Origin of the sequence: Streptomyces sp. WG7 (assembly GCF_049975785.1) — a bacterium.
Lineage (GTDB): Bacteria > Actinomycetota > Actinomycetes > Streptomycetales > Streptomycetaceae > Streptomyces.
Genome location: NZ_JBNGGE010000024.1, coordinates 26,675 through 37,787, shown reverse-complemented (window position 1 = coordinate 37,787; position 11,113 = coordinate 26,675). Strand labels below are relative to the sequence as shown.

The window sequence follows — 11,113 nt, the reverse complement described above, 5'->3', positions numbered from 1 at the left end:
ATGTGCCCCTGACGCACGGCAGCCGGGAACGGCCGGGAATCGGTCGGGGCGGATCGGGGAACGCGCCCGGGGCGGCCCGGGACAGGTGGGTCGGGCCGGGAATGGCCGGGGCGTCCGGTCGGTTCCCTGGAGAAACGCTCGGCCCTGCCGCCCCATCGAGGAGAGACATGTCGGTCAAGACGCCCGTCGACTTCTGGTTCGACCCGCTGTGCCCCTGGGCCTGGATGACCTCCCGCTGGGTCCTGGAGGTGGAGAAGGTCCGGGACATCGAGGTCCGCTGGCACGTGATGAGCCTCGCCGTCCTGAACGAGGACAGGATCGACGAGCTGCCCGAGGAGTACCGCGAGATGCTCCGGACCAAGGCCTGGGGCCCGGTCCGCGTCGTCATCGCCGCCCAGGAGGAGCACGGCCCCGAGGTCCTCGGCGACCTCTACACGGCGCTCGGCACCCGCTTCCACAACCAGGGCGAGGGCCCGGAGAAGGAGACGGTCGCCGCCGCCCTGAAGGACGTCGGCCTGCCCGAGTCCCTCATGGACCACTGGGACTCCACCCCGTACGAGCCCCAGCTGCGCGCCTCCCACAAGGAGGGCATCGACAAGGTCGGCCAGGAGGTCGGCACCCCGGTCATCGCCGTCCCCGGCGCCGACGGCGAGCAGCTCGCCTTCTTCGGCCCGGTCGTCACCCCGGCCCCCAAGGGCGAGGACGCCGCCAAGCTCTGGGACGGCACCCTCGCGGTCGCCTCGGTCCCCGGGTTCTACGAGATCAAGCGCACCCGCACCAAGGGCCCGGACTTCAGCAACCTGTAACGGCCTGGGGCCCAGAGGCCCCAGGGTCACTCCTCCCCGTCGGCGGCCTGCCTCCGGAACCTCTCCGGGAGCAGGCCGCCGGCGCGCTGCTTGTCCCAGCGCTGGAACCGCAGGCACCCGGCGACGTCGCAGCGCCAGTAGTCGTGCACGTACGGGATCTTCAGCTGCTCCCGCACCGCCGCCTTCTCGGCGTCGTCGAGCGGGCGGAAGTCCTGCATCCCCCCGCAGGTGGGGCAGGCCAGGCTCTTCCTCATCGCAACCTCCGCAGTACCCGTGGGGCCGGGACGGCAGTACAGCGCGCGGCCCGCGCGCCGCGCCAGGCGCGGGGCCGGGGAGACCGGGGAACAGAAGCCCGTACGGCGCGCGGGGCGGGCCCGCGCGCCGGTGGGACGGGCTCGGCGCGCCCACGAGGCGGCGCAGGACGGCTGCGGCGAGAGCGGCGCCGTGCCGTCCTCGCGAGCCGTGACGCTCCTGTGCGTACACGGAAAAGCCCCCGCGAGTCACGTCCTCGCGGGGGTTTTTCTTCTTCCGCCTGCCGCCGTGAAGGGTGAGAAGACGATCACGAGGCAGGACGTACCGGGGACTCAGGGCGCCAGCAGCAGCGTGTTCGCACGGGACTTCGCGGCCTCGTACCGCTTCGCCACGTCCTGCCAGTCGACGACGGCCCACATGGCGTCGATGAAGTCGACCTTCTGGTTCCTGTACTGGAGGTAGAAGGCGTGCTCCCAGGCGTCGAAGACCAGGATCGGGGTGGAACCCTGACCGACGTTGCCCTGGTGGTCGTAGACCTGCTCGACGATCAGACGGCCGCTCAGCGGCTCGTACGCCAGCACGCCCCAGCCGGAGCCCTGCGTGGTCGCGGCGGCCTTGGTGAGCTGCGCCTTGAAGCCGGCGAAGGAGCCGAACGACTCGGCGATCGCGTCGGCCAGCTCGCCCGTGCCGTCCGCCTCCAGCGGCTCGCCGCCACCGTCGCCGGTCATGTTGTGCCAGTAGATCGAGTGCAGGATGTGCCCGGAGAGGTGGAAGGCCAGGTTCTTCTCCAGGCCGTTGACCGAGCCCCACGACTCCTTGTCCCGCGCCTCGGCGAGCTGCTCCAGCGTGTCGTTGGCGCCCTTCACGTAGGCCGCGTGGTGCTTGTCGTGGTGCAGCTCGATGATCTCGGGGCTGATCACGGGGGCCAGCGCGGAGTAGTCGTACGGCAGTTCAGGAAGCGTGTAGACGGACATGGCGGATCCCCTCCGACCTCTTATTGCAAAAGGCTTGCAACTGCACGCTAGCAGCAAGAGGGTCGCGAAGGCCCGAGGGGCGGACGGGCGCGCCGGGGCACGCGAAAGGGCCCCCGCACGGATCCGTCTCCGTGCGGGGGCCCTCGGGATGCTCCGGGTGGCGGCCGGCCGCGCTCCCGGTGGCGGCTAGCCGCGCGCCCGGCGCCGCTGACGGGCGTAGCCGACGGCGGCCAGGGCCAGCGTCATCCCGCCCGTCGAGTACAGCTGCACCCGGGTGTCCGGCTCGCGGGCCATCAGGACGAACACCGTGGCCATGCCCGCCAGGGCCACCCAGGTCAGCCACGGGAAGCCCCACATGCGCACGACCAGCTTCTCGGGCGCCTCCCGCTCCAGCCGGCGCCGCAGCCGCAGCTGGGAGACGGCGATGAAGACCCAGACGACCAGGATGACCGCGCCGATCATGTTCAGCAGCCAGGAGAAGACGTCGTCCGGCCGCCAGTAGCTGAGCAGTACGCAGCCGAAGCCGAAGAGGGAGGAGACGAGCACCGCGATCCGCGGCACCCCGCCCGACACCCGGCCCAGCGCCTTCGGACCCTGCCCCCGCTCGACCAGCGAGTAGCCGATGCGCGAGGCGCCGTAGATGTTGGCGTTCATCGCGCTGAGCAGCGCGACCAGCACGACGACGTTCATCAGCTGACCGGCGCCCGGGATGCCCAGCTCGTCGAGGGCGGCGACGTACGGGCCCTTCTCGACGACCTCCGGGGAGTCCCAGGGGACCAGGGTGACGATGACCGCCATCGAGCCGATGTAGAACAGCGCGATCCGCCACATCGCCGTCCGCACGGCGCTCGCGACGCCCTTGACCGGGTTCTCCGACTCGGCCGCCGCGATGGTCACCGTCTCCAGGCCGCCGTACGCGAACACCGAGGCGAGCAGGCCGATGATCAGACCGTTGCCGCCGTTCGGCAGGAAGTCGCTCAGGTGCGAGGTGCCGGGGGAGTCGGTGCCCGGCAGGACGCCGGCGACCGCCAGCACGCCGAGCACCAGGAACAGCGAGATCGCGCCGACCTTGAGGGCGGCGAACCAGAACTCGAACTCGCCGAAGTTCTTCACGGCCGCCAGGTTCGTCCCGCAGAACACCACCATGAACAGTGCCACCCACACCCACTCGGGCGTGCCCGGCAGCCAGCCGTGGACGATCGCCGCGGCGCCGATGCCCTCAAGACCGACGGCCGTGCACAGCAGCACCCAGAACGCCCAGCCCGCGGTGAAGCCGGCCCAGGGGCCGATCGCCCGCTCGGCGTGCGCGGAGAACGAACCCGACGACGGATACGCGGCCGACATCTCGCCCAGCATCCGCATCACCAGCATCACGAGGAGGCCGGAGAGGGCGTAGGCGACGACGATCGACGGCCCGGCGGCGGCGATGCCGGCCCCGGAGCCGACGAAGAGCCCGGCGCCGATCACCCCGCCGAGGGCGATCATCGACAGATGGCGCTGCTTGAGGCCGTGGGAGAGGGAGGCGTCGTCCGACTGCGGCGGCGTACCGGTGGTGGTGCTGTTGGACATGGAGCGGCTCGTCCAATGCGTGGGGGGACGGGGGCAGGGCAAAAACGCCCACAGTCTCCGGTCTCGCGCCGGTCGGCGACACCGGTTGCCCACGATACGGACGCTCCCGGTACGGAACGTGACCATCTGAATGCGGCACTCCGCTTCCGGGTGACGCTCGCCTCCCCACCTCGGTGACCGGTGTCACCCGGGACCGTGTGTAGCCGGTCTCCTTTGTCGGGAGCCCACCAAGCCGCCGATCGAGCCTTTGTCGAGCGCTGCTGGTGATCGGGCCCGACCCGCTGGGATAGCGTCGCGGTGTCCCGACATGTCCACACCACCGCGGAGTCCCCATGAGCACCGCTGCCGTCCCCGCCCACCGCTCCGGGCAGGTCCTCGCCGACCTCATCCCCTCCTCCCGAGTCCGGGACGCCGCGCTCGTGGCCGGCGGTGCCGTACTCACCGGCCTCGCGGCCCAGATCGCGGTGCCCGTCCCCGGCTCCCCGGTGCCGGTGACCGGCCAGACCTTCGCCGCGCTGCTCGTCGGGACCTCGCTCGGCGCCCGCCGCGGCCTGCTCTCGCTCGCCCTGTACGCGCTGGTCGGCATGGCGGGCGTGCCGTGGTTCGCGGAGGGCGGCTCCGGCACCGGCGCCCCGTCGCTGGGCTACGTCTTCGGCATGCTGCTCGCCGTCACCGTCGTGGGCGCCCTGGCCCGCCGCGGCGCCGACCGCTCGATGCTGCGCACGGCCGGCACGATGCTGCTCGGCGAGGCGGTCATCTACGCCGTCGGCGTCCCGTACCTCGCCCTCGCCGCCGACATGTCCCTCACCGCCGCGATCGCGGCCGGCCTCACCCCGTTCCTGATCGGTGACGCGCTGAAGGCCGCCCTGGCGATGGGCGTACTGCCGACCGCCTGGAAGCTGGTCGGCAAGCGGTAGCACCGCGCCGGTGGGGCGGTAGTCCCACGAAGAGGCTCGCCGGATCGCAGCAGCGTTCCGGCGAGCCTCTTTCACGTCCCGGCGGGCGTCAGCCCTTCCGGCGGGGCGTCAGCCCTTCCCGGCGGCGGCCTTCCGCGCGGTGACCCGCTGCTTGACGAAGGCGACGGCGAGGACGAGCGCCGCGACGAGCAGCGACAGCAGCACGGTGGTGCGCCCGTTGTGCTCGGTGTCGGTCAGCATGTAGCCGAGCACGAAGACGATCACGGCGGCGGCCGCCCAGGTCAGGTACGGGAACAGCCACATCCGCACCACCAGCTTCTCCGGCGCCTCCGCCTGGATGATCTTCCGCATCCGCAGCTGCGAGAAGCAGATCACCAGCCAGACGAAGAGGGCCACGGCGCCGGAGGAGTTGACGAGGAAGAGGAAGACGGAGTCGGGGAACTCGTAGTTGAAGAAGACGGCGACGAATCCGAACACCACGGAGACGAGGATCGCCGTCCTCGGCACCCCGCGCCGGGTGGTCCGGGCGAACCCCTTCGGCGCGTCGCCGCGCCGGCCGAGCGAGAAGGCCATGCGGGAGGCCGTGTAGAGCCCCGAGTTCAGGCACGACAGCACGGACGTCAGCACGATGAAGTTCATGATCTGACCGGCGTTCGCGATCCCCAGTGAGTCGAGGGCGGCTACGTAGGAACCCCGGTCGGTGATCGACTGCGAGTCCCAGGGCAGCAGCGCGACGACGACGAAGATCGAGCCGAGGTAGAAGACGGCGATACGCCAGATGATGCTGTTGGTCGCCTTGGTGACGGCCCGCTGCGGGTCCTCGGACTCACCGGCGGCCAGCGTGGGGATCTCGCTGCCCATGAACGAGAAGACGACGAGCAGCACACCGGTCAGGATCGCCCCCGCCCCGTTCGGCAGGAAACCGCCGTGCTCCGTCAGGTTGGCCAGCCCCGCCTGCTCGCTGTCGACGCCGGGCAGCACCCCGAAGACGGCCAGCCCGCCGACGACGATGAACGCGGCGATCGCGACGACCTTGATCCCGGCGAACCAGAACTCGAACTCACCGTAGGAGCCGACCGAGGCGAGGTTGGTGGCGGTCAGCACGACCATCACGATCAGCGCCCAGCCCCACTGGGGCACGGCCGGTATCCAGCCTTCGAGGATCTTGGCCCCGGCGGTCGCCTCCACGGCCAGCACGACGACCCAGAAGAACCAGTACAGCCAGCCGATGGAGAACCCGGCCCAGGGTCCGAGCGCCCGGTCGGCGTGCGCGGAGAAGGAACCCGAGGTCGGGTTGGCGGCGGACATCTCCCCGAGCATCCGCATCACCAGCACCACGAGCGTGCCGACGAGGGCGTACGAGAGAAGGATGCCGGGCCCGGCGGTGGCGATTCCCGAACTGGATCCCACGAACAGCCCGGCCCCGATGACACCGCCGATGGCGATCATGGAGAGATGGCGGTTCTTGAGCCCGGCCTGGAGCCCGGACCCGGGTTCTCCGGGGCCTCCGGTCCCGTCCTCGGGCTTCGTGAGGGTCGGCTGCGAAGTCATGGGGGTGGTCTTCCTTTGCGCCGGTCGAGCAGGTTCCCGTACCGAGGGGTGTACGAGTCGGACCAGTGAAACGGAGGTGAAAGAATTCAGGAACCTATGATTCCGTATTGTTACCTGAGCTTTTCCTGAGCTTCTACAGCTTCACTCGTTCTTCTCCAGACCTCGACACCCGGCGCTGCTGCCCCGCGCCCGACGTGTCACACTCGATCCATGCGCGTGTATCTCGGCTCCGACCATGCGGGCTACGAACTCAAGAACCACCTCGTCGAGTGGCTCGAGGCGGCGGGTCACGAGCCCGTCGACTGCGGCCCGCACATCTACGACGCCCAGGACGACTACCCGCCCTTCTGCCTCCGCGCCGCCGAGCGGACGGCCGCGGACCCCGACGCCCTCGGCATCGTGATCGGCGGCTCCGGCAACGGCGAGCAGATCGCGGCGAACAAGGTGAAGGGCGTGCGCGCGGCGCTGGCCTGGAGCGAGGAGACGGCGTCGCTGGGCCGGCAGCACAACAACGCCAACGTCGTCGCGGTCGGCGCCCGCATGCACACGCAGGAGGAGGCGACGAAGTTCGTCGAGACCTTCCTCGCCACCCCGTTCTCCGGCGACGAGCGCCACATCCGCCGCATCGACATGCTCACGTCCTACGAGACGACGGGCGACCTTCCCCCCGTCCCGCCCCACCACCCGCAGCAGTAGTCCGCCGCCCGGCGTCGTCCGGGCCCCTGTCCCGGACGTCGCCAGGCCCTCACGAGGGCCTGGCGACGGCGTCCCGGGAAGGTGCGGCGCCGGGTGCCCAGGAAGGGCGCGGGGCCGACGCCCGGCCCGCACGGGGCAGCAGGGCGCCCGTACGGGGCAGCAAAGGCGCCCGCGCAGGGCAGCAAGGCCCGCACGCGGGGCAGCAGACGCTGGCCCGCACGCGGAGCAGCAGACGCACAGTCCCCGCGGTGGTCCGGGCCGGAGCCCCGGGGCGAGCCCGCCTCCCGGTCGGCCCTCCGCGCCGGGCGGGCGAGCGGGCGCGCGCAGTACGCAGGAAGGACACCCCGTGCCGGAAGGCCACACGATCCACAGACTGGCCAAGGACTACGCCGCCGCCTTCGCCACCGGCACACCCGTGCGGGCCACCAGCCCGCAGGGCAAGTTCTCCGACGCCGCCGCCCTCCTCACCGGCACCCCCCTCACCCGCACCGAGGCCCACGGCAAGCACCTCTTCCTCGGCTTCCGGGACGCCGACTGGATCCACATCCACCTCGGCCTCTTCGGCAAGGTCACCTTCGGGGAAACCCCCGCACCACCCCCCACGGACACCGTCCGCCTCCGGCTCCTCAACGAGACGGCCTACGTCGACCTCCGCGGCCCCACCACCTGCACCCTGATCACGGACCCCGAGAAGCAGGCGGTACACGACCGCCTCGGCCCCGACCCCCTGCGCCGGGACGCCGACCCCGAAGCCGCGTACCGCCGCGTCTCCCGCAGCCGCACCACCATCGCCGCCCTGCTCATGGACCAGAAGGTCATCGCCGGCGTCGGCAACGTCTACCGCGCCGAGGTCCTCTTCCGCCACGGCATCGACCCGTACCGCCCCGGCCGGGACATCACCCGCGCCGAATGGGACGCGATCTGGCAGGACCTCACGGAACTGATGCGCGAGGGCGTCCGGAACAACCGCATCGACACCGTCCGCCCCGAACACACCCCCGAGGCCATGGGCCGCCCGCCCCGCGTCGACGACCACGGCGGCGAGGTCTACGTCTACCGCCGGGCCGACCAGCCCTGCCACCTCTGCGGCGAGACCGTCCGCACCGCGGACCTCGCCGCCCGCAACCTCTTCTGGTGCCCGGCCTGCCAGCGGGGGCGGACGTAGGCGACGGCCGTCAGAACCCGTGCGGCAGCCACGGCGCGACGTCCGACCCGAACCCCAGGGACGCCTCCGCCAGCGTCCCCGGCCGCACCTCCCGCACCCGCCCGGCCGTGCCCAGCGAGGCCAGGCTCACGCCGCCGAGGTACGCCGCCCCCAACTCCCGTACGGACAGAGCGAGATCCGCCGCGTCGGACGTACGCTCGCAGGACGCCCCCTTCGCGTCCCCGGTCAGCCGCCAACGCCCCGCGTTCCAGGGGCAGAAGGCGTCCTCGACCTCGAACACGACGTCCACCGGCGCCTGGTAGGTCCGCGCCGCGAGCGCCGCCCCCACGTCCACCAGCCGTACGTACAACGCGTCCCGCAGCCCCGGCCGGCACCGCCGGATGTCCGACACCTGGTACTGCCACGCCTCGTCGACCGGCCGCCCGCGCACGGTCAGCGTCGTCGTCAGGTCGATGCCCCACAGGAAGCGCCACAGCGCCGCCTCGGTCGCCGGGTCCAGCCCCGCCAGGTCGTCCAGGACCACCGCGCCCTCGGGCCCCCCGGCCCCCCACCCCGGCCGCACCCGGAACCGTGCGTACCCGGTGACCTCGCCGTCCCGCCGGGCGACCACGCACTGCAACGGCGACGCCCCCTCCCGCTCACCGGCCGGGTCCAGCAGCCCCACCCGCTCCCAGCCGGGCCGCCGGGCCAGCATCCCGGGCCGCCCCGGCACCAGCCGCGCGTACACCGCCTCGCACGCGTCGAGGACGTCCGCGGGCGCCGCGTACCGCAGCCGTACGTCATCCGTGCCGTCCGGCACCGACAGACGGACCCGGTCCGTATCGATCTCCGCGTTGAGCTGGAAGGTCGCCGCGCCGTACCCGAACCTGCCGTAGATCGCCGGTTCGGAGGCCGTCAGCACGGCCAGCGGCTCGCCCCAGGAGCGTATGTCGTCCAACTGCCGCCGCATCATCGACGTCAGCACACCCCGGCGCCGGTGCGTGGCGGCGACGCCCACCATCGTCACGCCCGCCGCGGGCACCTGAGCACCACCCGGCACGGTCATCCGGAAACCGAACGCCCCCGCCGTCCCGACGCACTCCTCGCCCTCCCAGACGCCGAGCGAGCGGTCGGCCTCGGTCAGGGCCTCGTACAGCTCCAGCCCCTCGGCCGACTCCGGGACCCCGCTGAAGGCACGGACCAGTGTCCCGTACCACGTCTTCCACTCGTCCCGCCGCAGTACCCGCAGCTCGGTCGTCAGGTCGCCACCGTCATCGCAATTGCCCATGGACCATGCGTACCAGGGCCCCCGGGGGTCGGCGAGGGAATTTCCGCCAGGTTGCGGCGCGACGGCCGTTCGTGAAGTTCACTGTGAAGTCGGGCCTCGGACGGGGGACAAGCAGGACCTCCCGTGCCAAGTGCCCGGTCCGATGGATAGGGTCCCGAACTAATGGCAGCAGGACGACAGCGGCGCGCGGAAGCCGAGACGTTCACGGCCCGGTGGAAGAAGCAGTGGCACCGGGCCCGCGTAGGCATGCGCAGATCCGCCGTCGACTACTTCCGCGGCGACGGCTCGGACTGGATCGCCCTGGCCGGACTGATGCTGATGATCCCCGTCATCGCGGCCACCACGATGGCGAACTCCGTGTGGTGTTCACCCGCCGCGCTGGTCCTGCCGATCGTCGCGGGCGGCCTGCTGCTGCGCCCGGCCAGCCTGCTCGCCCTGTACGCGGCGGCGGCCACGGCGCTGATCGTGGAGTCGGTGCAGCTGGGCCCGTACACGGAGGGCCCCTCCCGGGTCACCCCCGGCGTGGTCCTGGTCGTCGCGGCCTGCGGCTTCTTCGGGCTGCTGGTCGCCCAGTTCCGCAGCCGGGTCGGCGTGCCCTGGCGACGCGGCGGCACCATGCTCTTCGACCTGCGCGAACGCATCCGCGTCCAGAGCAAGCTGCCGGGTCTCCCGCCGGGCTGGCACCGTGAGATGGCGCTGCGCCCCGCCGGCGGACAGTCCTTCTCGGGCGACTTCGTCGTCGCGGCCCGCACCAACGGCGGCCGGACGCTGGAGGTGGTCCTCACCGACGTCTCCGGCAAGGGCATGGACGCGGGCTCGCGCGCCCTGCTGCTGTCGGGCGCGTTCGGCGGCCTGCTGGGCAGCCTGCCCCCGCACGCGTTCCTGCCGGCCGCCAACGGCTACCTGCTCCGCCAGGACTGGGACGAGGGCTTCGCCACCTCCATCCACCTCGTCCTCGAACTCGACTCCGGCGACTACGAGCTGTACTCCGCCGGACACCCGCCGGGCCTCCAGCTCAGCGCGGGCACCGGCCGCTGGGAGGAGAAGTCGGCCGAGGGACCGCTGCTGGGTGTGTACGACGGGGCGCAGTTCGACCCGGTGAAGGGCACGCTGCGGCCCGGAGACGTGTTGATGCTGTTCACGGACGGCCTGGTGGAGACCTCCGAGCGCGACATCACCGAGGGCATCGACCGCCTCACCGGCGAGGCCGACCGTTACGTCGCGGGCGGCTTCCACGGCGCCGCCTGGCACCTGATCGAGGCGGTGGCCAAGGACGTCAACGACGACCGCGCGCTCCTGCTGATCTGCCGGGAGGGCCCGACGTCCCAGTCCCCGACGTCGGCGGACTGACACACTGGACCATGTGCCCCCCACCCCGTCACGGCCACGCGCCCCGGAGACCACCTCGCAGGCCACCTCGCAGTCGGCCTCGCAGCTCGTCTCCGGGCCCGGCACCGGGCCCGCCCCGCGACTCTCCCTTGCCGACGTGGAGGCCGCCGCCCGTGCCGCCCACGCGGGACAGACCGACAAGGCGGGACGGCCGTACACCGAGCACCTGCGGGCCGTCGCCGAGGGGGTACGACGGCGCGGCGGGGACGACGAGCAGATCGCGGCGGCCTGGCTGCACGACGCCGTCGAGGACGACGCGCTGTCCGAGCGGTGGCTGCGGGAGGCCTCGCTGAGCCGCCGTACCAAGGACATCGTCCTCGCCCTCACCAAGCGGGCCGGGGAGCCGCCCGAGGCGTACGCCGCGCGCATCCTCGACACGCCCGGGGCGCGACTGGTCAAGGAGGCGGACCTGGCGCACAACGCCGATCCGGCACGGCTCGCGGTCCTCGACGCCGCCACCCGCGCACGACTGGCCGAGAAGTACACGCGGATGCGCGCACTCCTCGGCCTGGTCGGGCCGGCCTGAC

11 protein-coding genes are annotated in these 11,113 nt (G+C 72.1%); 6 read left to right on the top strand and 5 right to left on the bottom strand.

Annotated features, from left to right (window positions below):
• Nucleotides 1–167: 167 nt before the first annotated feature.
• Nucleotides 168–806: a DsbA family protein gene (locus tag ACP4J0_RS22735; RefSeq protein WP_426600504.1), complete on the top strand. Its 639-nt coding sequence runs from the start codon at nucleotides 168–170 to the stop codon at nucleotides 804–806.
• Nucleotides 807–832: 26 nt separating this feature from the next.
• Here the strand turns inward: ACP4J0_RS22735 and ACP4J0_RS22730 are convergent, their stop codons facing one another.
• The 3 genes from ACP4J0_RS22730 to ACP4J0_RS22720 all read right to left on the bottom strand — a co-directional run bounded on the left by ACP4J0_RS22730 (nucleotide 833) and on the right by ACP4J0_RS22720 (nucleotide 3,601).
• Complete coding sequence (locus ACP4J0_RS22730) at nucleotides 833–1,060, bottom strand: hypothetical protein (protein WP_426600503.1); 228 nt, start codon at nucleotides 1,058–1,060, stop codon at nucleotides 833–835.
• 330 nt (nucleotides 1,061–1,390) lie between these two features.
• A complete protein-coding gene (locus ACP4J0_RS22725; RefSeq protein WP_426600502.1) occupies nucleotides 1,391–2,032 on the bottom strand; it encodes a superoxide dismutase in 642 nt (213 codons plus the stop codon).
• Nucleotides 2,033–2,218: 186 nt separating this feature from the next.
• Entirely contained in the window at nucleotides 2,219–3,601 is a 1,383-nt protein-coding gene (locus ACP4J0_RS22720) for an amino acid permease (protein ID WP_426600501.1), read from the bottom strand.
• Nucleotides 3,602–3,933: 332 nt separating this feature from the next.
• Between ACP4J0_RS22720 and ACP4J0_RS22715 the strand changes: the two genes are divergently transcribed.
• Nucleotides 3,934–4,518 (top strand): biotin transporter BioY, encoded by a 585-nt coding sequence (locus ACP4J0_RS22715; protein WP_426600500.1) that lies wholly within the window; start codon nucleotides 3,934–3,936, stop codon nucleotides 4,516–4,518.
• Nucleotides 4,519–4,626: 108 nt separating this feature from the next.
• Here ACP4J0_RS22715 and ACP4J0_RS22710 read toward each other — a convergent pair whose 3' ends face one another.
• A complete protein-coding gene (locus ACP4J0_RS22710; RefSeq protein WP_426600499.1) occupies nucleotides 4,627–6,069 on the bottom strand; it encodes an amino acid permease in 1,443 nt (480 codons plus the stop codon).
• Between the two features lie 210 nt (nucleotides 6,070–6,279).
• Between ACP4J0_RS22710 and ACP4J0_RS22705 the strand changes: the two genes are divergently transcribed.
• Both ACP4J0_RS22705 and ACP4J0_RS22700 read left to right on the top strand, forming a co-directional pair.
• On the top strand, nucleotides 6,280–6,765 hold the full coding sequence (locus tag ACP4J0_RS22705; RefSeq protein ID WP_426600498.1) for a ribose-5-phosphate isomerase: 486 nt from the start codon (nucleotides 6,280–6,282) through the stop codon (nucleotides 6,763–6,765).
• A gap of 346 nt (nucleotides 6,766–7,111) precedes the next feature.
• Nucleotides 7,112–7,930, top strand: a complete 819-nt coding sequence (locus ACP4J0_RS22700; RefSeq protein WP_426600497.1) for an Fpg/Nei family DNA glycosylase — start codon at nucleotides 7,112–7,114, stop codon at nucleotides 7,928–7,930.
• Nucleotides 7,931–7,940: 10 nt separating this feature from the next.
• Here ACP4J0_RS22700 and ACP4J0_RS22695 read toward each other — a convergent pair whose 3' ends face one another.
• A complete protein-coding gene (locus ACP4J0_RS22695; RefSeq protein ID WP_426600496.1) occupies nucleotides 7,941–9,197 on the bottom strand; it encodes a GNAT family N-acetyltransferase in 1,257 nt (418 codons plus the stop codon).
• A 162-nt stretch (nucleotides 9,198–9,359) separates the two neighbouring features.
• On the opposite strand from ACP4J0_RS22695, the gene ACP4J0_RS22690 reads away from it, so the two are divergent.
• Together ACP4J0_RS22690 and ACP4J0_RS22685 are read left to right on the top strand one after the other, a co-directional pair.
• On the top strand, nucleotides 9,360–10,547 hold the full coding sequence (locus ACP4J0_RS22690; protein ID WP_426600495.1) for a PP2C family protein-serine/threonine phosphatase: 1,188 nt from the start codon (nucleotides 9,360–9,362) through the stop codon (nucleotides 10,545–10,547).
• A gap of 136 nt (nucleotides 10,548–10,683) precedes the next feature.
• Complete coding sequence (locus ACP4J0_RS22685; RefSeq protein WP_426600558.1) at nucleotides 10,684–11,112, top strand: HD domain-containing protein; 429 nt, start codon at nucleotides 10,684–10,686, stop codon at nucleotides 11,110–11,112.
• Nucleotide 11,113: the final 1 nt, after the last annotated feature.

Bases quoted from the DNA above. Each gene is read 5' to 3' on its own strand.
- ACP4J0_RS22735 (WP_426600504.1), top strand. From the start codon at position 168: ATGTCGGTCAAGACGCCCGTCGACTTCTGGTTCGACCCGCTGTGCCCC.
- ACP4J0_RS22730 (WP_426600503.1), bottom strand. From the start codon at position 1,060: ATGAGGAAGAGCCTGGCCTGCCCCACCTGCGGGGGGATGCAGGACTTC.
- ACP4J0_RS22725 (WP_426600502.1), bottom strand. From the start codon at position 2,032: ATGTCCGTCTACACGCTTCCTGAACTGCCGTACGACTACTCCGCGCTG.
- ACP4J0_RS22720 (WP_426600501.1), bottom strand. From the start codon at position 3,601: ATGTCCAACAGCACCACCACCGGTACGCCGCCGCAGTCGGACGACGCC.
- ACP4J0_RS22715 (WP_426600500.1), top strand. From the start codon at position 3,934: ATGAGCACCGCTGCCGTCCCCGCCCACCGCTCCGGGCAGGTCCTCGCC.
- ACP4J0_RS22710 (WP_426600499.1), bottom strand. From the start codon at position 6,069: ATGACTTCGCAGCCGACCCTCACGAAGCCCGAGGACGGGACCGGAGGC.
- ACP4J0_RS22705 (WP_426600498.1), top strand. From the start codon at position 6,280: ATGCGCGTGTATCTCGGCTCCGACCATGCGGGCTACGAACTCAAGAAC.
- ACP4J0_RS22695 (WP_426600496.1), bottom strand. From the start codon at position 9,197: ATGGGCAATTGCGATGACGGTGGCGACCTGACGACCGAGCTGCGGGTA.
- ACP4J0_RS22690 (WP_426600495.1), top strand. From the start codon at position 9,360: ATGGCAGCAGGACGACAGCGGCGCGCGGAAGCCGAGACGTTCACGGCC.